The organism is Anderseniella sp. Alg231-50 (genome assembly GCF_900149695.1).
Classification (GTDB): Bacteria; Pseudomonadota; Alphaproteobacteria; order Rhizobiales; family Aestuariivirgaceae; genus Anderseniella.
Genome location: NZ_LT703003.1, coordinates 2,260,392 through 2,281,557, shown reverse-complemented (window position 1 = coordinate 2,281,557; position 21,166 = coordinate 2,260,392). Strand labels below are relative to the sequence as shown.

General features: G+C 58.5%; 22 protein-coding genes. 5 read left to right on the top strand and 17 right to left on the bottom strand.

Features of this window, described 5'->3' with window-relative positions; translation table 11 throughout:
- Positions 1–364 precede the first annotated feature (364 nt).
- Positions 365–574 (top strand): DUF1127 domain-containing protein, encoded by a 210-nt coding sequence (locus DHN55_RS10860; protein WP_337660162.1) that lies wholly within the window; start codon positions 365–367, stop codon positions 572–574.
- 51 nt (positions 575–625) lie between these two features.
- Here DHN55_RS10860 and DHN55_RS10855 read toward each other — a convergent pair whose 3' ends face one another.
- The 3 genes from DHN55_RS10855 to DHN55_RS10845 are packed head-to-tail and all read right to left on the bottom strand — an operon-like array spanning position 626 to position 2,999.
- Complete coding sequence (locus tag DHN55_RS10855) at positions 626–1,519, bottom strand: 50S ribosomal protein L11 methyltransferase (RefSeq protein ID WP_108881295.1); 894 nt, start codon at positions 1,517–1,519, stop codon at positions 626–628.
- On the bottom strand, positions 1,516–1,887 hold the full coding sequence (locus DHN55_RS10850; protein WP_108881294.1) for a hypothetical protein: 372 nt from the start codon (positions 1,885–1,887) through the stop codon (positions 1,516–1,518). Before DHN55_RS10850 ends, DHN55_RS10855 begins: the two co-directional genes overlap by 4 nt.
- Before the next feature lie 8 nt (positions 1,888–1,895).
- Complete coding sequence (locus DHN55_RS10845; protein ID WP_337660161.1) at positions 1,896–2,999, bottom strand: FAD-dependent oxidoreductase; 1,104 nt, start codon at positions 2,997–2,999, stop codon at positions 1,896–1,898.
- Between the two features lie 131 nt (positions 3,000–3,130).
- Between DHN55_RS10845 and DHN55_RS10840 the strand changes: the two genes are divergently transcribed.
- Positions 3,131–3,529 (top strand): hypothetical protein, encoded by a 399-nt coding sequence (locus DHN55_RS10840; RefSeq protein WP_337660160.1) that lies wholly within the window; start codon positions 3,131–3,133, stop codon positions 3,527–3,529.
- A gap of 114 nt (positions 3,530–3,643) precedes the next feature.
- On the opposite strand, the gene DHN55_RS10835 is transcribed toward DHN55_RS10840, so the two are convergent.
- From DHN55_RS10835 to DHN55_RS10825, 3 genes are all read right to left on the bottom strand, one after another.
- Positions 3,644–4,072 carry a hypothetical protein gene (locus DHN55_RS10835; RefSeq protein WP_108881291.1) on the bottom strand — a complete coding sequence of 143 codons (429 nt, stop codon included), beginning with the start codon at positions 4,070–4,072 and terminating at the stop codon, positions 3,644–3,646.
- Positions 4,073–4,350: 278 nt separating this feature from the next.
- A complete protein-coding gene (locus DHN55_RS10830; RefSeq protein WP_337660159.1) occupies positions 4,351–5,175 on the bottom strand; it encodes a hypothetical protein in 825 nt (274 codons plus the stop codon).
- Between the two features lie 58 nt (positions 5,176–5,233).
- A complete protein-coding gene (locus tag DHN55_RS10825) occupies positions 5,234–7,549 on the bottom strand; it encodes a UvrD-helicase domain-containing protein (protein ID WP_108881289.1) in 2,316 nt (771 codons plus the stop codon).
- A 76-nt stretch (positions 7,550–7,625) separates the two neighbouring features.
- Between DHN55_RS10825 and DHN55_RS10820 the strand changes: the two genes are divergently transcribed.
- The gene (locus DHN55_RS10820) at positions 7,626–8,675 is read left to right on the top strand and encodes a LysR family transcriptional regulator (RefSeq protein ID WP_108881288.1); all 1,050 of its coding nucleotides are present in this window, start codon (positions 7,626–7,628) and stop codon (positions 8,673–8,675) included.
- Here DHN55_RS10820 and DHN55_RS10815 read toward each other — a convergent pair.
- Complete coding sequence (locus tag DHN55_RS10815; RefSeq protein WP_108881287.1) at positions 8,638–10,212, bottom strand: trimethylamine methyltransferase family protein; 1,575 nt, start codon at positions 10,210–10,212, stop codon at positions 8,638–8,640. The two genes, DHN55_RS10820 and DHN55_RS10815, sit on opposite strands and share 38 nt — an antisense overlap.
- 190 nt (positions 10,213–10,402) lie before the next feature.
- Here DHN55_RS10815 and DHN55_RS10810 point away from each other — a divergent pair, with 190 nt between their 5' ends.
- Positions 10,403–12,823: an FAD-dependent oxidoreductase gene (locus tag DHN55_RS10810; RefSeq protein WP_108881286.1), complete on the top strand. Its 2,421-nt coding sequence runs from the start codon at positions 10,403–10,405 to the stop codon at positions 12,821–12,823.
- Here the strand turns inward: DHN55_RS10810 and uppS are convergent.
- The 10 genes from uppS to DHN55_RS10760 all read right to left on the bottom strand — a co-directional run bounded on the left by uppS (position 12,813) and on the right by DHN55_RS10760 (position 20,226).
- On the bottom strand, positions 12,813–13,565 hold the full coding sequence (gene uppS / locus DHN55_RS10805; protein WP_108881285.1) for a polyprenyl diphosphate synthase: 753 nt from the start codon (positions 13,563–13,565) through the stop codon (positions 12,813–12,815). The genes DHN55_RS10810 and uppS overlap by 11 nt on opposite strands.
- Before the next feature lie 44 nt (positions 13,566–13,609).
- Positions 13,610–13,987, bottom strand: coding sequence for a transcriptional regulator (locus tag DHN55_RS10800; protein ID WP_108881284.1), 378 nt, complete (start codon positions 13,985–13,987; stop codon positions 13,610–13,612).
- Complete coding sequence (locus DHN55_RS10795) at positions 13,971–14,591, bottom strand: hypothetical protein (protein ID WP_108881283.1); 621 nt, start codon at positions 14,589–14,591, stop codon at positions 13,971–13,973. Before DHN55_RS10795 ends, DHN55_RS10800 begins: the two co-directional genes overlap by 17 nt.
- 87 nt (positions 14,592–14,678) lie before the next feature.
- The gene (locus tag DHN55_RS10790) at positions 14,679–15,434 is read right to left on the bottom strand and encodes an ATP-binding cassette domain-containing protein (protein WP_108881282.1); all 756 of its coding nucleotides are present in this window, start codon (positions 15,432–15,434) and stop codon (positions 14,679–14,681) included.
- A 12-nt stretch (positions 15,435–15,446) separates the two neighbouring features.
- Entirely contained in the window at positions 15,447–16,346 is a 900-nt protein-coding gene (locus DHN55_RS10785; protein ID WP_337660158.1) for an amino acid ABC transporter permease, read from the bottom strand.
- Positions 16,347–16,348: 2 nt separating this feature from the next.
- Positions 16,349–17,107, bottom strand: a complete 759-nt coding sequence (locus DHN55_RS10780; RefSeq protein WP_108881281.1) for an ABC transporter permease subunit — start codon at positions 17,105–17,107, stop codon at positions 16,349–16,351.
- An 85-nt stretch (positions 17,108–17,192) separates the two neighbouring features.
- Entirely contained in the window at positions 17,193–18,035 is an 843-nt protein-coding gene (locus DHN55_RS10775; RefSeq protein WP_337660157.1) for a transporter substrate-binding domain-containing protein, read from the bottom strand.
- 165 nt (positions 18,036–18,200) lie between these two features.
- Positions 18,201–18,968 carry an alpha/beta fold hydrolase gene (locus DHN55_RS10770; protein WP_108881279.1) on the bottom strand — a complete coding sequence of 256 codons (768 nt, stop codon included), beginning with the start codon at positions 18,966–18,968 and terminating at the stop codon, positions 18,201–18,203.
- 18 nt (positions 18,969–18,986) lie between these two features.
- The gene (locus DHN55_RS10765; protein WP_108881278.1) at positions 18,987–19,181 is read right to left on the bottom strand and encodes a 2-hydroxymuconate tautomerase; all 195 of its coding nucleotides are present in this window, start codon (positions 19,179–19,181) and stop codon (positions 18,987–18,989) included.
- A 10-nt stretch (positions 19,182–19,191) separates the two neighbouring features.
- Entirely contained in the window at positions 19,192–20,226 is a 1,035-nt protein-coding gene (locus tag DHN55_RS10760) for an LLM class flavin-dependent oxidoreductase (RefSeq protein WP_108881821.1), read from the bottom strand.
- A gap of 111 nt (positions 20,227–20,337) precedes the next feature.
- Between DHN55_RS10760 and DHN55_RS10755 the strand changes: the two genes are divergently transcribed.
- The gene (locus DHN55_RS10755) at positions 20,338–21,159 is read left to right on the top strand and encodes a LysR family transcriptional regulator (protein WP_337660156.1); all 822 of its coding nucleotides are present in this window, start codon (positions 20,338–20,340) and stop codon (positions 21,157–21,159) included.
- The last annotated feature ends 7 nt before the right edge of the window (positions 21,160–21,166 follow it).

The window sequence follows — 21,166 nt, the reverse complement described above, 5'->3', positions numbered from 1 at the left end:
TTTCGAAAATTCGAGGTAGCGGCCCGCGCCTGAATCGAGTGCAAGTGGTCACTTTTGACGCACCCTGGAAATGCAACCGGATTTGTTAACTTCCGGTAAGGTGTGTCCGGGTGGCTAAAATTTATTTAACATATTGATTTTAAATAATAAAAATGATGTAAATTCGAGTGTTAACAAGTCGTATATCTCGATATGCACGGCGCGCATATCTGCGATATCAAAACGTCGCTGGTAAAAAATACAGCACTTCACATATAGGGGATGTACGAATTGTGCGGCGCAAAAAATAGCGCGGTGCAGTAATGTAAACCGCTCCGGGTCTGGAACAGAAAACCCGGGGCCTTGTTGAAAATGGAGAAATGAAATGGTCGTCGTCGTTGCAAACCGTGCAGTCGAAATGCGCGATGGTGCCAGTCTCGACTTTGTTGGGCAGCTGAGCCGCCTTGCGAACAATGTCAAAACTTACGCACATCGCCGCCGCGTTCAAAGCCGTCTGGAAAGCCTGGACGACAGAATGCTTGCAGACATTGGTATCGAGCGCGCTGACATCCGGGCACATGTCTGGGGTCGCTAAGCCACAAAGCGTTTTCGACTCTTTTTCAAAATGAGTGTCAGGAGGGATGGTTCAGGCCATCCCTCTTTGTTTATGTGCAAGTGTCAATGTTGCCCAGTTGTCGTCGACCAGGGTGTCAATGACGCACAGGCCCTGAGCAAGATAGCTTGCGCGTACCATGCGGACCTGATCGCTTGTCAGGCCGGACAGGATCAGCCTTCCGCTTGAGCTGAGCGCCGCGGCAATGGCCGGCGCCAATGCCATCAGGGGCCGGGCCAGAATATTCGCCAATATCAGGTCGTACGGTGCATGGGCGGTGATGGCCGGATGGTCCAGTCCGGTCGCCGTGACGCACCGCATCAGGTGGGCGGTGCCGTTCAAACGGGCATTGTCCCTGGTGACGGTAACCGCCTCTTCGTCAATATCGCTGGCAATGGCTGTTATCCCGGTCAGCCTGCAGGCCGCAATGGCCAGAACGCCGGTACCGCAACCGACATCCAGGCAGTTTTTCGGCTTGTAAGCCTTCAGAACTTTCTGCAGCGCCACAAGGCATCCGCGCGTGGTGTTGTGGTGACCCGTGCCGAATGCAAGGCCGGCATCGATTTCTATATTGATGCTGCCTGACCGGCGCAGATGACGGTCATGATTGCCATGCACAAACAGGCGTCCGGCCACGACCGGTGCCAGGCCGGCCAGGCTTTCGCGCACCCAGTCCTTTTGCGGAACGGGCGTGATGGACAGGTTGTTACCGTCAAGACCGGCGCGTTGCATGGCGTCATCGATCCCGATACGGTCAGGTTCATCGGCATAGATGGCCTCAATCCGCCACAGATCCCGGGCTTCATCGGTTTCCACCATGGAGACCGCAAGCGCTTCAGGCCATGGGCAGGCCTCCAGCACATCGGATAGTTCGATGGCGTGATGCCTTGCCAGTCCGGGGGAGGTCAGGATGAATTGCTGGTTCATTTACGAAAGTCCTGGGCGAGTTTGTCGACATAGGCCATCAGGTGGTCGAGGTCGTCAACTGCGATGACTACAGGTGTTATGCCAAGCGGAAATTCAGGCGTTGTGCGGAACTCCCGGATGATAACGAAACTTGGGTGCGGGCGCAGGGCGTAGAAAACCTCGAACTTGTGCCGCCAGTCTGCTGCTTTGGACTGTATCATCGCCTTGAAGGACGGCGTAATGCCGATGCCCATATTGTTCTGGCCGGGAATGACGTGGCATCGGCGGCAGTGTTCGATGGCAATATCTTCGCCTTTATTGGCATCGCCGGCATGGCATACGGCAAAGCTTGTCAGGAAGATTGCAACTGTCAGGACAACACGAAACATAATCTGATTTAGCGCCAGGTGGCGGGCAAGTCGAGACCTGCAAGACCCTTCAGCGCCTTTCGTCTTATCGGTCCGATTGACAGGGCAAGCGGCGCCAGGTGGCGAATCAGGAAGTTTGTCAGGGGGCCGCGTTTGGTCATGCCCCTTGTATTGCCGCGGGTCTGGTTCAATACGGCCTGACCGGCGGCATGTCTGAGCCTTGTGTATTGATCCTCGTTTCCCTCTGCCAGCAAGCGTGCCAACGTGGCGGCATCGGCCATGCCCAGGTTCATCCCCATGCCACCGGCAGGAGAGTGAATATGGGCCGCATCGCCTGCCAGATACACGCACTCCTTCTGATAGGCTTCCACCTGCCGGTAACTAACACGGAACGTCGAGGTCCAGCCGATCTTGCTGATTTTTGCGCCTTGAGGCGAGGCGTCAAGCGCATTTTCGCGATTGCTGACCAGGCGGCCAAAACCTTCTGCCATGGGGATGAAACCAACCACGCCGTCATCCAGCAATTCCACAACTGCCGTATCAAACGGCCACGGCCAGGCGGATAGCGTAATGTCGGCCAGTCCGAATTGCTGCGGTTCGCTTTCACCGTCAAAACTGATGCCTGCCTGCTTGCGCACAACCGAGCGGGATCCGTCCGCGCCGATAATGGCCCTGGCCTCAAACCGCTGTTGTTCAGCGTTTTTGACCAGCGTAGCCGTTGCCCCGGCTGAACTGCATGAGAAACTCTCCAGACGAGTGCCGTAATCCAGTTGCACGCCGGTATCAGCCAGCACATCCGTCAATATCTGCTCGGTTTGGGATTGCGGCAGACACAGGATGAAGTTGTAGCGATGCGGTATGTCCGACAGCGGGAGGGACAGAATGATGCGGCCTTTTTCGTGTACCACCATATTGCGGACCTTGTGACCGGCTGCCAGCAGGCGCTCGGTAACCCCTGTGGCTTCCAGCATGTCCAGTGTCGGCGCATGGATGGCGAGAGCCCGGCTCTCCGGGCTCGGGCCGAAATCGTCGTCGATGATATGAACCGGCAACCCGCGGCGCGACATCTCCAGTGCGGCAGTGAGACCGACGGGACCACCGCCAACAATCAGGTAGGGAACTGGGTTCGACATGGACTTCATTCTAGAACGATAAAATGCCATGCTCAAAAACGAATCTTTATACACAGGTGCCGCCAAATCGCCTTGAACACCTGCGAGGAATCAGCCGAAGTGAGTAGCTAAGTGTTGGCGGGGAATTTGATATGTCTATGTTAAAGAAACTCTTCGTGGGATTGATGTTTGTTGGCCTTGTGGCTGTTCAGCCGGTAGTAACTGCCAGTGCGGCAGGTACCGAAGGCACCATCTATGATCCGCAACTTCTTGTACGTATGAAGTTTGTCGGCAAGCAATTGGCTGCCGTTAAAGCGATCCTCGACAAGTCCGAAACACGCATCGTCAAGGTATTTGCCAAATACAAGATTGATCCCAAAGCGAAGCCTGAATTTGATCTTCTGCGGGCTGCGTCCAATGAGCTCCAGGCGATCGAGTCATGGGAGAAAAAGCAGATGAAGAAGATACTCAGCAAGGGACAGTATGCTGATTATCTTGAAATTCTGCAGGGTACAACTGCTGCAGTGATCAAGGCCACCCGCAACGATTGAAGCCATTCTTGTTTGTCGAACGGCTTTAGTCGCCGACTTTGTCGGCTCGCGCCGTTCTTTGATGTTTTTCGAACTGCTTTGCTCGCCGGCGGTGCCGGCGAGCGCTGTTCTGTATCAGCAGGATGCCCTGAGCGGTACCCAGCGCGAGCCCTTCTTGCCCGAATGGGTGACGACTGCACGATACTTGGTGTTGATTGGCGTCCCTATGTTGAGCAGCTTGTTGTAGGACGCCCGGTATTCGTTGCCGTATTTTTTGGTCTGGACAGTGATCGGACCAATGACTGAACCCTTGTTACGCACCAGCAGGAATGAAATCTTTCCCTTTTTGTTGGCACGGAAAAACACCGAAAGTCTTGCCACACCGGGGCACACATTGCCGGCAGGCGACTTGATCGCCAGTGTGACGTCCTTGACCTTCATCTTGACGGCGTTGGGGTTGTAGACCAGGCCGCCGTTTCCGGCATAGGCAGTTGAGGCAGTAACGGCAGTTGCAAGGCCCAGGGCGGCGGCAATGCCAGTGAAAATGAGGGTGCGACGGTTCATTGTTCTTGTTCCTTTAAGGGGGTAGTCCGTTTAACTTGAAGTCAGGTGTAACCGGATCAGGTTGAGCGAAGCCTGAATAACCCGTTCATCAGCGGTTCATTTGAGTCTGCTCGCGCCAGTCTCCCTTTGGTCGACGGCTCCGCTGGGGCGGCCTGTCCGGCCGGCGCGCGGTCGCGCTTGCCTCGCTGACACATCGTGTCCGCTCGGTTTTTTCCGGTCGAACAACTTTCCTCGCTATGCTCGGGTCGTTCTCGGCACCATACGCTGGTAGTGGACTGCTACTTGCCCGGAATGGGGTAGGGCTGATCGTCGAGTGCCATGCGCAGTTTCAGTTCCGTTGTGCCGAACAGGGCCAGGTCGGGCACGAAATTCTCTTTGCGCAAATGCCGGACATCGGTCTTGGTCACCGGGCCGACGAACATCAGCCGGTGTGACGGCGAATAGCGCGCCAGCTTGGTGCCGAACACTTTCTGCAGCACATAGAAAGTCAGGTAGTGATTGTCGACAACCGCATGAATGGGTCTTGAAGACCGCCGCACGATATGGATGAGGTCCAGGTCGAACAATTTGTCATTGTTGACCGGGGAATGGCGTTCCGGTCCGTCTGAAAACACGAAATCATAGGCGCGGATGGGAATTTCGGCATATTGCACGCCCCGGAACATCTTGTAGAAGCCGTCAACCTTTGGCGAGTGGACGATCTGCACCACATGTGCGACGTCCTGCGGCAGGGCCTTGAGCGCGGTCTCCGTCCAGCCTTGATGCTCTTCCATCGAGGTGATACGGCCGAGCGGGGCGCCTTCGGAGGCGTTTTCAATGAGCGCCTGCGCCATCACAACAGTGGTGAAGCCGGTGCCAAACTCCAGGATTTCCTTCGGCTTGCGGGTGCGGACTTCCTCGTAAAGCGTCAGATAGTCCGACATGGAGGCGCCGGTGACATTGGATACCTTGGCATATTCGGTAATCGCGTTGGCGAACTCCGGCCGCTTCATCAAGCGTTTCTCCGCCCGCCGGTTGCGGCGCGCCACCAGCCTCTCGATCCACCACGCGCGGGCGCGGGTGAGAGCAGGCAGGCCGGTTGTATCCAAAGGTGGCAATGGCATGGGTTTTGTGATGGATCAGCCAGCGATTCCCGTCAAGAGGGTAGTTACAGGCAGGATTTCACCCTCTGGTCACGAAACTGTCGAGTACCCGCTTGTCGCCGGCGTTGTCAAAGCTGATCGACAATTTGTTGCCGTCAACGTGGGTGACCGTGCCGGGGCCGAATTTCTGGTGGTGGATGCGGTCGCCGGTCTCGAACGATTCAGGTCCTGCATCTGACGCCGTCAGGCTGCCTTCCACGATGCGCGGTGTCGAACGCAGGGCGTCGCCGTCGGCGTGGCGGGCCTGGGCACGCTTCCAGCCCGGTGTGTCATAGCCGGAGTTGAACGGTTTCATCTCGTCGAAGCGTGAGCCGCCGAACTGGTCTGCACCGCCGATATTGTAGCCACCATAGCTGGACGACATTGTATCCACTTCCACATGGGCTTCAGGCAACTCGTCAACGAAGCGTGACGGCAGGGCGGTCTGCCACATGGCGTGCACGCGGCGGTTCTGGGCGAATGAAATGGTGGATCGTTTGCGCGCCCTGGTGATACCGACATAGGCGAGGCGGCGTTCTTCCTCGAGGCCCGCCTTGCCGCTTTCATCCAGCGAGCGCTGATGCGGAAACAGGCCTTCTTCCCAACCGGGCAGGAACACTATGTCGAACTCCAGCCCCTTGGCCGCATGCAGCGTCATGATGGAGGTTTTTTCCTCCTGCTCGCCGGACTGTTCAACCTCCATGACCAGGGCGATATGTTCCAGAAACCCTTCCATGGTCTCAAACTCGTTCATGGAGCGCACCAGCTCTTTCAGGTTTTCCAGCCGCGACGGGGCTTTCGGGTCCTTGTCCTGCTGGTGCATGTCGGTATAGCCGCTTTCATCCAGGATGATCTCGGCGACCTCGGTGTGGGCAACCGCCTGAACCGATGCCCGCCAGCGCGAGAATGACGCCAGCAAATCGATCAGCGACTTGCGCGCCTTTGCCGGCAATTCGTCAGTTGTCACAATGTCCTGCGCGGCGCGGTACAGCGACTGGCCGGAGGCCCGGGCAAGGTTGTGGATTTTCTGGACCGAATTGTTGCCGATGCCGCGCTTGGGCACATTGATGATGCGTTCCAGGGCAAGGTCATTGTCCGGTGACATGGTGACCTTGAGATAGGCGAGTGCGTCGCGGACTTCAGCGCGTTCATAAAACCGCGGACCGCCGACAACCCGGTAGGGCAGGCCGAGGGTGATGAAGCGGTCTTCAAAGGCGCGCATCTGAAACGATGCCCTCACCAGAATGGCGACTTCTTCCAGCGATGTGCCAGACCGCTGGGCCTGTTCGATATCCTCGCCAATGGCGCGGGCTTCCTCATCACCGTCCCAGTGGCCGCGTACGACGACCTTCTCACCATCGTTCTGGTCGGTGCGCAGGGTCTTGCCGAGGCGGCCTTCATTGTGCGCGATCAGCCCTGATGCAGCACCGAGAATGTGCGGCGTGGAGCGATAGTTCGATTCAAGCCGGATGACGCCAGCACCGGGAAAATCCTTTTCAAAGCGCAGGATATTGTCGACTTCGGCGCCGCGCCAGCCATAGATCGACTGGTCATCATCGCCGACACAGCAGATGTTGCGATGGCCTTGCGCCAGCAGGCGCAACCACAGGTATTGCGCCACATTGGTGTCCTGATACTCGTCCACCAGCATGTACTTGAAGCGTTTCTGGTACTCGGCCAGCACATCGGGCTGCTCCTGGAACAGGCGCAGGGTTTCCAGCAGCAGGTCGCCGAAGTCGACCGCATTGAGAACTTTCAGGCGGGTCTGGTATTCGGCATAAATCTGCGCGCCCAGGCCGTTGCCGTAGGCCGCACCTTCGCCTGCCGGTACTTTCGAGGGGATCAGTCCGCGGTTTTTCCAGCCGTCGATGTGGGCGGCAAGCTGGCGTGCCGGCCAGCGTTTTTCGTCGATCTCGTGTAACTGGATCAGCTGTTTCAACAGCCGTACCTGGTCGTCGGTATCAAGGATGGAGAAATCCGATTTCAGGTCAACCAGTTCGGCATGGCGGCGCAGGATTTTCACGCCGATGGAATGGAAGGTGCCGAGCCAGGTCATGCCCTCGACCATGCCGCCGATCAGTCCGCCAATGCGGTTTTTCATTTCACGCGCAGCCTTGTTGGTGAAGGTCACCGCCAGGATTTCACCGGGCCAGGCCTTGCGCATGTTGAGCAGATGGGCAAGCCGGGTGGTCAGAACCCGGGTCTTGCCGGTGCCGGCACCGGCGAGCACCAGCAATGGGCCGTCCATGGTCTCAACGGCTGCACGCTGTTCCGGGTTCAGCGCTCGCAGATAGGGCGGTGCTGCCTGCGCGGTGGCACGTTCAGTGATGGAGTTGCTGGCTGGGTTCGACGTCATGGGCTGTTATATAGCATCTGGCGATGCATGATTCGATGGTGTAGCTACGAGTTTTCTGATTTGATCGGACGGTGTGATGAGCAGGAAAGCTGAGCCCGGCAACAATGACAAGCTCGACCTCGCTGACATCAGTCTGCGGGCGCTGCAGGTATTTGTAGCGGTTGAGGAAACCGGGTCGATGACACTTGCCGCCACCCGGATAGGTCTGAGCCGTTCCGGCGTGTCGCAACACATCACGAACCTGGAAAACACTCTTGGCGTCCAGTTGCTTGATCGTGCCGCACGCCCGCTGAAGCTGACACCGGTCGGTTATACCCTGCGCCGCCATGCGCATCGGATTCTTGAGGTCATGAGTGATGCCCGCACCGAGCTGATGGAAGCTTCGCTGTCAACACTGGCCGAGTTGTGCCTGGGCATCATCGATGACCTTGATACATCGGTAACACCGGAACTGATGACGCATCTGCGAACGCGTTTCCCCAGGGCTTTGCTGTCGGTGACGTCCGGCCGTTCGGACCATCTTGTACGGCAACTGGAAAACCGCAGCGCCGATATCATCCTGTCGGGTCTGCTGCCTGATGCCCGGATCCGCCATATGGACTATCCGATCCTCAGGGAACCCTTCATGATCGTCACACCGTCGGGTTTGCTGGACAATCGTCATGATCTGCGCCGTCAGATCGAAGAACGGCCCTATATCCAGTATAATGCGTCCATGCCGATGGGACAGGCGATCTCGCAACAATTGCGGCGATTGCGCATTGAACTGAAACCACTGGCGGCTTTTGATTCATCCAGATCGGTGTTTGCAATGCTGCAGAAATCTGGCGGCTGGGCCATCACAACCCCGCTGTGCCTGCTGGACAGCCGCGCTGATCTGGGGCGCCTTGACTGTCACCGGTTGCCGTTTGCCGCCTTCAGCAGGACCATCAGGATGGTTGCCCGCAGCGAGGAGCTTGGCCACCTGCCGGCAAACCTGGCGCAGTTGACCCGGCAGTTGCTGACCGAAAAGTTCGAACAGGAATTTGCGGCGTTACCGGCCTGGATTGGCGCTGAAACGGTCATCCTCGGAGACGACGGCCAGCCGGTCATGCAGGAGGCCGCATCCTCTCCCGCGCAAGCATGATGTTGAACCGATCCCGTATGGCACTGTCCGCCGTGTTTGACAGGTAGACGGGATAATGACTGGCTAGTGTTTCGCGTGCCCGGTCGCGTGCCTTGCTCCACAAGTCCGGTGCGCCCTTGTCGGCCCAGGTGCGCGGGTCATCGCGGTCTGCCATGGACGGATAGAAGTAGTCCCGCTGCATGGCGGCAATGGTATCGTCGCCACCGAGGAAATGGCCTTCGCCAAGCACGGCGTCGCAGATGGCGTCATAGCCAAGCGTGGCGTCGCTGACCTCGATGCCTCGTATGATCCTGTAGATGTGGGACAGCATTTCATCATCGGCAACGAATGCCTCGAAGGATGCGCCCAGCAGGCTGGCCATCATGCCGGAACTTTCATACACCATGTTGGCGCCGGCAAGCCCTGCCGCCAATGCCGACAGGGCTTTCTCTGAACCCATTTGCGCATCAACGGCCTTGGCGTCGCTCATTGAACTGGCCACACCGGACGGCAGGCCCAGCCAGTTGGACAATTGGGCAGCCGCAGCATTCATGACGGCGTTCTCCCCGCCGCCGCCGCTGAAGCCCCCTGTGCGGAGGTCTATGACCAGCGGCCAGTTGGAGAAGATCATCGGATATCCCGGTTCGATCAGGTTGACCAGCATGAGGCTTGCCAGGGTTTCAGCCAGCGATTGTGCCAGGAAGCCGGCAGGCGGTGCGGGCGCGGTCGCGCCCGACTGGGCAGCGATGATTGCGTTGATCGGGACGCGGCGGCGAACGCAGGCCATGGTCACGTCGACGGCATCCTCGCCGTACCGCATGGGCGAAATGACCGGCGAAATGTGGGCCTTGCAGAACGGCCGTTCGCTGTACTTGCCGTCTCCGCCAAGTGCCAGATCAAACATGTCGATGATCGGATCGACATGGGATGCCAGGGTGAAGCTGGTGCCGACCGGTTTCGTCGTGCCCGCCAGCAGGGCATAGGCGGTGTTCACATCGAGGTCGAAATTGTCGGGAATGTCCGTTGCAACACAACTGCGGGTGAACCAGCTGACATTGGTAAGGGTGTCGATCAGCCGGGTGAAGTCATACAGATCATGCAAGGTCGAGGGGCGGTATTGCCCGGTTTCGATATCGAGTGTCTGGACGGCGGCTCCTCCGGTGCCAAACCTGACAACGTCACCACCAATCTCGAAGTCGTGTTTCGGATCACGGCCATGGAACACGAATTGCTTCGCTGCTCCTGCAATGATGTCTTCCACCAGGACCGGCGGGTAGACCAGGCGCCCGCGGTCATTCAGGCTTGCCCCCTTGCTCAGGGCCAGATTGCGAAACTCTTCAGGCACATCACCCATGCCCAGTTCAGACAGAAGTTTCAGGGCCGTGTCGTAGATGGCTTTGATGCCGGTTTCGCTGAGCGGTTTGTATGTCCCGCCGCTCTGGCCCGGCGGGCAGGGGTTGAATTGCGGCACGTCGGCAGTTCGCGCAGACAGCCGCGCAGCCCGGCCGCCGGCCCTGGCGCTGATCCGCTTTCCGTTCCTGACTTCTCCAGATGTCATCTGTTTGCTGCCGCTACGGTTTTCCCTGCACAACCTGAGTATGTTCTCGAAGCGGGTACAATATAAGGGGGTCAGCCAAATTGAACCTGGCAATCAATAAAACTCAACTTGCGCAAGACCGCTTGCATGAGCGCACCGCGTGTGGCGGGTTAGCGACCACCCAATTCAAGAATGCAGTGGAAATACCAGTATGAAATCTCACGCACGGGTCGTCGTTATCGGCGGCGGCATCGCCGGTTGTTCGACGCTGTATCACCTGACGCAGGAAGGCTGGAGTGATGTCGTTCTGCTCGAGCGCGATGAGCTGACGTCAGGTACGACATGGCATTCGGCTGCGCAGGTGACGAATTTCGGCGCGGTGCAGACCATGGTCGGCCTGAAAACCCATTCCATCAATCTTTACAAGGAATTGGCGGAAGATCCTGAATACCCGATCAACTATCATCATGGCACCGGCGGGCTCAGGCTGGCCGCAACACAGGACCATCTCGACGGGTATGCACATTTCCGGTCGATGGCCAGGGGCATGGGCGTTGAGTTCGAGATCATCGATGCCGAGGAATGCCGCAAACGCCACCCGCTGATCACGACAGACAACCTGGCCGGTGCGCTTTGGGATCCGATGGATGGCGATATTGATCCGGCGCAATTGTGCCAGGCACTGTCGCGCCGGGCCCGCAATGCAGGTGCTGAGGTCTATCGCCATACGCCGGTAACCGGCCTGACGCAGGCGGCAAATCATGAATGGGTCGTGCACACGGCGCAGGGCGACATAACCTGTGAGCATGTTGTGAATGCAGGCGGGTACCGCTGCAATGAACTGGGCGCCATGATGGATGTCGTGCATCCGGTCGCCTCCATGGAGCACCAGTATTTTCTGACCGAGCCGATTGCCGACATTGAGGCGCTGGACTTCAGGGTGCCGCTGATCCGCTGCCCGACAGATGATTTCTACTCCCGGCAGGAGAAGAACGGCCTGCTGGTGGGGTTCTATGAGCAGGATTGCCGGACCTGGGGGCTGGACGGCATCGATCCTGATTTCACCAACGCGCTTTGCCCGGATGATCCGGACCGGGTGTTGCCGGTGCTGGAGAACGTGTTTGAGCGGATGCCGTGCCTCACCGAGGTGGGCATTCACACCATCATCAATGGCCCGATCACCTACACCCCTGATGGCCTGCCGCTGGTCGGGCATGTGCCGGGCAAGCGCAATGCCTGGTGTATCACCGGATTGAGGGCGGGGCTTGGCGAAGGCGGCGGCCATGGCTGGCTGCTGGCGCAACAGATCGTGCATGGCGAGGCGTGTTATGACACCTGGTGCCTCGACCCGCGCCGTTTCGCAAAGTATGCCGATATTGACTATACAGCGCTGAAGTCGATCGAGGATTACCAGAACGAGTTCCGGTTCCACATGCCGCATGAACACCGGCCTGCCGGACGCCCGGCCCGGACGACGCCGTTGTACGACACGCTCAAACAGGCAGGCGCCGAGTTCGGGGTGGTGAACGGCTGGGAGCGGGCCTTGTATTTCAAGCCGTCGCCGGACTTCGAAGAGGTCCATTCGTTCCGTTTCAACAACACGTTCGACGTGGTTGCCAGGGAAGTCGAGGCGGTCCGCGACCGTGTCGGCATCATGGAGGTATCGGGTTTCAACCGTTATGAAATCAACGGTGAAGGCGTGCATGAATGGCTGGACACCATCATGTGCTCACGGGTGCCGCGCAAGCCGGGGAGGGTGGGGCTGACCTACTTCCTCAATGATGACGGCAATGTAAAAGGCGAAGCAACTCTGGCCAACCTGGGCCCGGATCGTGTCTGGTACGGCTCGGCGGCGGCGGCTGAACTGCACGACATGGACTGGCTGATCGAGCATCTGCCCGGTGACGGCTCGATCACCATCACAGGCCTTGTGGACACGCACTCCATTCTGGTTGTGGCGGGGCCTGAGGCACGCGGCCTGTTGCAGGCGGCGTTTGCCGACACTGACTGGTCAAAGGATGCATTCGGCTGGTTGAGTGTAAAGGAACTTACGGTTGCCGGGCACCGGATCGTTGCCATGGCTGTAAGCTTTTCCGGCGAACTGGCGTGGGAGTTACACGTGCCGAATGAAGGTCTTGTAGATTGTTACGCCGCACTGACGGCGGCCGGAGAGCCGTTCGGGCTGGTACACTTCGGTCTGCACGCGGTTGACTCCATGCGCATCGAGAAGGGTTACCGGCACTGGAAGGCGGACCTGATCACCGAGTTCAACCCGGTGGAATCCGGCCTTGAGCGGTTTGTGAAGATGGACAAGCAGTTCGTCGGCAAACAGGCCCTGGAAGGCATGAGCGGAGAGGGGCCGCGACGGGTGTTTGTGTCCCTCGAACTGGATGCTGATCATGCGGCAGCCCATCCGGGTGACAGTATCCTGTGCGACGGCAAGGTGGCAGGTACGGTAACGTCTGCGGCCTGGGGTCACCGGGTCAGCAGGAATCTGGCCATGGGGTTTGTCGATCCGTGCTGCGTCAGCTCCGGGCAAAACCTCCAGGTGGAGGTGGTCGGTGAACCGGTCCCGGCAAGGGTCTGTGACCCGTGCCGGTATGATCCGGAGAATATACGGGTCAGGTCGTAAGCTGCATCTGCGGCGCGCCAACTGCGGGCATGGCGCCGGGCAGACCGCCAAACCGGCGGTTGCGGTTTCTGAAAGCGTCAACTGCGTCTGTCAGTTCTTCGCCAGTGAAGTCTGGCCATAGTGTCCTGGTGAACCAGAGTTCGGCATAAGCGCATTCCCAGAGCAGGAAATCCGACAGCCGTTGCTCGCCGCTGGTGCGGATCAGCAGGTCGATGTCGCGATATCCAGAGCCGGTGGCCAGAGACTGCGACAGGGTGTCGGCGGTAAGCGGGCCGTTCCAGAATGCCCTGGCTGCCGCTTCCAGCAGGGCATGACGGCCGGAGAAGTCGATGGCAAGGCGGGCATTGAGCATGGTGCCGCCGGCCGTGATCGCCTCGATCCTCTCGATGGCAGCCACAGTTGTCGCGGGCAGCCGGTCACGGCGTCCGATGACTGTCAGCCTGACACCTGCGTCGGCAAACGGCTGCGCTTCCATTGTCATATAGTGCTCGATGAGTTGCATCATGCCGTCGACTTCCGGTTTCGGCCGCTTCCAGTTGTCCGACGAGAACGCGAACATGGTCAGGGTGTCGATGTTGAGGCCGGGGGCTGCCATCATGACACGGCGCACCGCATCGACGCCGGCATGATGGCCATCGGTCCGGCTGAGGCCGCGCTGCTCGCCCCAGCGGCCGTTACCGTCCATGATGATGCCGACATGCAAGGGAGCAGGTGTTGTTTTGTTATGCAGATTACTTTGCATTGTAAAGTTCCTTGTTAAATTTTTTTGACGGATGGGGATTGAAGTCAGGCGGGCTTCAGTTTGCCTGCACCGGGTGAGACGGGAGAGGTTTCGTCAACGGCCGAACTGGCGTTGCGCACGACCTGTTCGAGGACGTTGAGGTAGTCCAGGAAGCGTTCGCGACCGGCAGGGGTCAGCGCGCAGGAAGTGTGCGGGCGGTTGCCTTCATAGCCCTTGTGGACAGCTACGAGACCGGCCTCGGCCAGTACCTGCACATGGCGTGACAGGTTGCCGTCTGTCAGGCCGCATAGCTTCTTCAGTTCATTGAAGGCAAGGCCTTTCGGATGCGAGATCAGCGACGTCATGACACTCAACCGCGCCTTCTCATGGATCACCCGGTCGAGCCCGTCATAGGAAAACGGCGCATTACTTTGTGTCGGCATGGTATTCTCCATAGGCAAAATGCAGGACGCCTGCGAGCGCCAGTTGGCCGAGTGTAAAGGGTACACCCATCAGCCAGGGCGACAGGGCGGACGAGGAACTGGCCAGCATCAGGACAGTGAAACCGGAGACGAAATACCAGCCGCCGATCCAGCGAACGGTGCGGGGCAGGGAGCGTGCGCCGGCAAAAATGCCGAGCGCCAGAAACACCTGCCATAGACCGGGCAGGGTCCACAAAGCTTCAGGCGCAAATTTCCAGATGACCAGGGTTGCAGCCAGGCCGGCAAAGCCTGCCGGCAGGAATTGCTCGAAGGCGTTCAGCACGATGGCGTCGGCCAGCCCGCCATGATGACGATGGGAGCGTGCATAGACTTCGGCAGAGATCAGGCAGGCCGCAAGCGCTGCGGTGACGAGCCAGGTCACGACGTAGCTTGTAAGATCTGCTGCAAGCAGCTCAGGCCACAGCATCTGGGAGAACGCGGTCAGCGCTGCAAGGGCTCCGCTCAATGCCATGACGGCGGGACCGAACCCGCGAAACATGGTGCCGGCGGCGAGCTGGTTGCGCATATCCGAAATATCCGCAAGGGCGCGATCGATGTCTTTCATCAGGGAATCCAATTTACTTTACAATGCAAAGTATATGGAAACGCAAAGTGAAACGCAAGTCCGAATTGGCAGGGCGGTCTGGCGGGACTACAGGATCTGGCTGAGGAACTCGCGCGTGCGCGGGTCCTTGGCGCTTTTGAAAAATGTCTTGGGCGGCCCGTGCTCGACGATGACACCGCGGTCGGTGAAATAGATATGGTCGGCGATCTCGCGGGCAAAACCCATTTCGTGGGTGACCAGGATGCAGGTCATGCCCTCGGCCGCCAGGTCCTTGATGGTCACCAGCACCTCTTTGACCGTTTCCGGGTCAAGGGCGGCGGTGACTTCGTCAAACAGCATCACGTCAGGGTTCATGGCCAGCGAACGGGCGATGGCGACACGCTGTTGCTGGCCGCCTGACAGTTCGCCGGGATAATTGTTTTCCTTGCCCTCCAGGCGCACCTTCTTGACCAGCGCACGGGCACGTTTTTCAACTTCTTCTTCGGGCTGTTTCAAAACCAGCAACGGCGCCATCATGACATTTTCGAGCGCCGTCTTGTGCGGGAACAGGTTGTACTGCTGGAACACCATGCCGACTTTCTTGCGCAGTTCCAGCTTGTTCAGACCGGGGGCATTGACCTCCTGGCCTTCAACCTGAATGGAACCTGCCTGGATGTCGTTCAATGCATTGATGCACCGGATCAGCGTCGACTTGCCGGATCCGGACGGTCCAATAATGCAGATCACCTCACCCTTCATCACATCCAGGCTGACGCCTTTCAGCACCTCAAGGTCGCCGAACGACTTGTGCACATCCCTGATCGAGACGATCGGCTGGTCCGGTGTCCATTCGGTTTCAGACATGGTTCATGGTCCTCACAGTTTCACCGTGTATTTTCTCTCGAGCGCGATGGTCCAGCGCGCAATCGGATAGCAATAGGCAAAGAAGATCACCAGGCAGAAGCCGTAAAACGGCACCAGCAGTTCCGGCCGGCCGTTTTCGGCCGCCATGGCCTGGCGCGACAGGGTGACGATTTCTTCCACGCCGAGCAGCGACACCAGCGGCGTTGCCATGGTCAATATGGCATACCAGTTCATCCATGGCGGGATCATGCGCTTGAAGCACTGCGGCAGGATAATGCGCCAGACGGTCTGCTGCCGGGAGTAGGCGAGTGATTCAGCCGCTTCCCACTGGCCCGACGGGACAGACGCGATGGCGCCACGCACCACTTCGGAAATGTTGGCCATGATCGGCAGCGACAGGCCGAACACCGCCTTTATCCAGTCCGGTATCTGAATGGTCAGGCTGCCGATCTCGACCTTGAACGGAAATGCCAGCATGACGATGAACAGCAACACCAGCCAGGGTGAGTTGCGGAATGTCTGGGTGATCAGCCATGCCGGTTTCGAAATCAGCCGGTTCGGCGATATCTGCATCAGTCCGAGCACCACGCCGGCCAGCGTGCCCAGCGCCATGGTGGTGATTGATATCAGGATGTTGAACACAAAGCCCTGGAACACCAGGAAGGGCAGCCACTTGACCAGGGCCGATGTGGCGTCCGCCAGGGTGTAGGTTGACTGCGCGTAGGCAGCCAGCGGCCACATCATGAAGATGGCGGCCAGCGCCGGCAGCAGCCACCAGGGCAGGTCGGCAATGAAGCGTGAGAAGTTGATATCGCTGGCGCTACCGGGGGTGGCTACCGTCACAGGTTTCAGCACGGCCATATCGGTGGCAGCCGTCGAATTGATGCCGGGGATGGGTTTGAGCATGGCCATGATCAGCTCTGCCCGTATCCGGGAATACGCATATTGCGTTCCCATTTGTTCATGCCCATGACCAGGATGCCGACCAGCACGATATAGACGATGAACATCAGCACCATGCAGGCGTTCTGTGCGGTGGAATAATCATTGTAGATGCTGACCAGCTGGTACAGCAGTTCAGGCACGGCGATTACGATGGCCTGGGTCGTGGTTTTGACCAGGTTGACGAGGTTGTTGTTGAGAGACGGCAGCGACACCCGGAACGCCAGCGGCAGCACTACGTACCGGTAGATCTGCAGCCTGTTCATGCCGAGTGCGTCGGCTGCTTCCTTGGTCGAATCCGGTACCGCCTCGATGCCGGAGCGGAAAATCTCGACATTGAAGGCGCCGGCGAAGAACGACAGCGACAGAATGGCCCAGCCGACGTTGGAGATGATCGGCACTTCCAGCCAGCCGTCCGGAGAGTAGGTGGGGGTAAACTGACCGAGCGCGAAATAGAAAAACAACAACTGCACCAGAGGCGGCGTGTTGCGGAAAAACTGGATGTAGCCCTGCACGACCATGCGCAGCCATTTGATCGGTGACCCCTGCAGCCAGGCGCCGACAACTCCGATCACCACCGACAGCGCAACGCAGATAACCGACAGCTTGACGGTCATCCACAGGCCGGTGAGCACCCGTTCGGTCTGCACCGGATCATACAGGTAGATGAAATTCCATTTCGGATTGGTCTGCGCCAATTCGCGAAAGAACTCCTGGAAAGCTTCCAGCATAGCCCCTCAAACCCCTCATTCGATTAAGTTTCCGGGAGCACTCGCAATGAATGCTCCCGGGGAATGCGGTATCGGATCAGCCGTGCTACTTGGCGAGCCAGTCCTTGTACTGTTCCTTCTTGTCGGCAAGGAACTTGGTCGGCTGGATGCCCCACTTCTTTTCAAGCTCAATCAGCCGGCCGGACGACAGCCAGTTGTACTGCATGCCGGACATGAAGTTGCCGAATACGCAGTTCTTTTCAGCCAGAGGCACAGCCAGGCCCCATGGGTTGTCGTCTTCTGAGTTCAGCGGCATTTCGAAGTCGTTGTACTCACCCGACGACAGGTCGGACATGATGGAGGAATCGTCATAGACCCAGGCAATGCACTTCTTGTCACGCAGGGCCTGCTTGGCTTCGGCGTTGCCGGTGAACGCCACGACCTTGGCGCCATAACGCTCGGTGACGATCTTGTTGTAGAACGCGCCCTGCTTGCCGCATACCGGCTTGTCCTTCAGGTCTGCCCAGTTCTTGATGCCAACGGCTTTGGGCGACATCACATTGGTCCCGGAGGTGTAGTAGTTGGGTCCCACAATGCCGACAATCTTGCGGCGGTCTTCGCGGTCCGACATGGTGGCGATCATCAGATCGATCTTGCCCTGCTCGAGAAACTGCATGCGGTTGGACGACTGTACCGGCACCATTTCGAGTTCAACACCCATGGCATCGGCGACATCCTGGGCCATGTCGGCTTCCATGCCGATCAGCTTGCCGGACGGATCACGGAAACCCCATGGCTTGTAATCGGCCTTGACGCCTACCACCAGCTTGCCGGCGGACATGACTTTCTTCCAGGTATCGTTGCTGCATTGCGCTGCAGCTGCTGCCGTGACGGCGGTTGCCAGTGCGATACCGGTGGCAACGCCGAGTTTGAGTGATTTTTTCAGCATGTAATTCTCCCTTGCTTTGTTGACGGACAAGATGGTTGTGCCCCTTGTCTCGATCACTTCGATAGCGACCATCCATTCTGCAACCGAACGTTGCGGCTGGTTGCAGTGCGACCCGGGCAGTCAAGACCATCTGTGGATGGATTGCAATCGGGATTTACCTGCAGGTCAGAGCATGAAGCGGATCAGGTTCGCCGCCACCTCGTCTGCCGCCTCGACCAGGATCGAGTGTTTGTAGTGGGGCAGGATGACCAGTTCGGAGTCCGGCAATGCTGCATCAATCAGCCGGTTGAGACGCGGGTTGCAGCCGCCGTCATTCTCGCCGGTCAGGACGAGGGAGGGGGCTGTTACCCCGTGCAGCCAGGGCGCCATTTCGGTTCCGGCATAGATGCGGAACACATTCATGAACACATCCGGGTCAGTGTCGATAACCTGTTTCAGGCGGCGCTCGACCAGGTCCGGATTATTGGCGATGAATTCATCGGTGAACCAACGGGCTGTCAGCGTCTCGAGCACCTGCGCGATACCCTTTTCCTCCATCGCCCTTACAACACCCCAGACCTTGGCGCTGTCGTCTTGTGTACGGAAGGCGGCGGTGGACAGAATGCCGAGCGACAGCACCCGTTCGGGGAAGGCCATGGCATAGGCGGGCCCGACCTGCCCGCCCAGCGAGTGTCCGGCGAAATGGGCTGTTTCAATGCCGGTACGCCGGCGCAGCCGTTCCAGATCGGCTACCAGTTCATCGAGGCCGAACTCTCCGCCGGGCAGGGGGGATGTGCCGTGGCCGCGCAAGTCATAACTGATGACGGTGAAGTGCTCTTGCAATGCCGGTACCATGAAACGCCATGCGTCGCGCGCAGCGCCGATGCCGTGAATCAGAAACAGCGGCGGTCCGGCGCCCTCGATGGTGTAATCGCAGTCAATTGCCGTGGTCATTTTGTCAGGGTCCCGGCCCTAACCGGGGTATTTGTCGACACCGAGCTTGCCGCCAAATCCCCAGTCTTCCTTTTCAACGTCCGACAGCACAACCCAGACCGCGTCCCGGCTGGCCCCGGTGGTGTTGACCATGGCATCGGTGAGCGCTTCGACAAGTTCACGCTTCTGCTCGCGCGAGCGGCCCTTGAACATTTCAACGCGGATAATCGGCATATGACATTTCCTATTCTGCGGCCAGCGTGGTGCGGTCTGTAAAGTGCGGCATGACATCTTCGGCAAACTGCTGGATACAGTCCAGCGTTTCGGACTGCGACGCACCGAAATTTACATTGAGGATAACCCGGTCGACCCCTGCATCGGCATAAGGTGCCAGCTTGTCGATCATTTCCTGCGGCGTGCAGATCAGCAGGCTGTCGGCCAGCTCGTCGACAGTCTGTTTGCGCGGCAATGGCTTGATCATGCCGTTCTCGACAATGCCGGGACCGGTGAAGACATTGTCGAAGCGGCTGTAATAGTCGTTGGCCTGCTCGATTTTCGCCTGGCGGTCCGCAGGAGATTTGCAAATAAAGCCGACGCGCGACAGCGACAGCGTGAGGTGTTCGCCGTCGTCGCCCATCTCGGCCTTGGCGGTTTTATGAGCGGCTACCTGATCCAGCATCATCTGATGACTGCCGGAAAGCGGTGTCGTCTGGATGTGGAAACCGCGTTTGGTGCAGGCATGAATGCCCGGCGGCACCATGACAGCCATCATGATCTGCGGTGTGCGCACCGGCCTCGGCATGATGGTGATCGGATCAAACTTGTAATACTTGCCGTCCCAGGAGACCTCTTCTTCGCTCAGCAAGGCCTGCAGGACATTGAGGGATTCGTCGAACTTTTCCCGGGAACTGTCGAGCGGCACGCCAAGTCGGTCCATTTCAAAACCGAAGGCACCGCGGCCGACGCCGAGCATGAGGCGGCCATTGGTGAAAATGTCGGCGCAGATCACCTCGCCGGCATAAATCCGCATGTCGTGCAGAGGCAGCACGACAACCGATGTGAGAATCCTGATCTGCTGCGTGTGATCGGCAATCTTGACGGCAAACTGCAAGGGTGCAGGTTGCATCAGTATATTGATCAGGTGGTGTTCTGTGAGTGATACCGCGTCGAAGCCCGTGCGGTCTGCCTGTACTGCCTGTTCGAGCATGTCGGCGTAGACCCGGTCACCGCCGTATGTCTTGTCGGGATAGTAGGATGAAAGCTGAATTGAGAAATCCATCGGGCGGCTCCGGCTGAGGTTTGCATCATGATGCAGGACATGAAAGATGCCGTAAAACAAATTTAATTTGACATATAATTCGATTTTTTCGATTTTAAATCAATGAACCTCATGGCCCTGAAAACTTTCCTGGCTGTTGTCCAGACCGGCAATCTGAACAAGGCTGCTGACATCGTGAACGTAACCCAATCGACAGTTACGGCCAGGCTTGACGCTTTGGACAGTGAACTGGGGCAAGCGCTGCTGGTGCGCTCCCGAAAGGGCGCGCAATTGACCAAGGCTGGCTTTGCGTTCCAGCGCCACGCGGAACTCATGGTGCGGACCTGGGAGCAGGGGCGTAAGGCTGTCGGGTTGCCAAGTGGCTACTCGGGTATGGTTTCGCTGGCCGTTCATGATGATCTGTGGGCAGGGCTCGGGGAGCGCTGGATCGACCTGGCGCAGTCAGAGCAGGCGGATATTGCATTTGAAGCCTGGCCGGGCGAGCACGGTGATTCTGGCCGATGGCTCAATAGTGGGCTGGTCGATGCTGCCATTACCCTTGCGCCTGTTACAGGTGACGACATTACGTGTTGCGAGCTGACACAGGACCGGCTGGTGCAGGTATCCAGCGCGCCCCGATCGGCAATGGAGTGGGACGAGAATTACATTTTTGTCGACCTTGGAGCGGATTTCCGGCGTCAGCATTCGCTTGCCTGGCCAACCGACAACACGGCCCGCATCGCGTTCGGTTCAAGTGCCTGGGCGCTGGATTACCTGTTGCGCAAAGGCGGTTCCGCCTACCTGCCGTGGCGGATGAGTGAACCCCATGTTGCCGGTGGCCGCTTGCATGTGGTGCAAAAGGTGCCGGAGATTTCCCGCGCGGTTTACTTCAACTGCAGAAGGGCCAGTGCTCAGGAGCACCCGTGGCTGGAGCACGTTCACAAAACTATCTGAGGCAGAA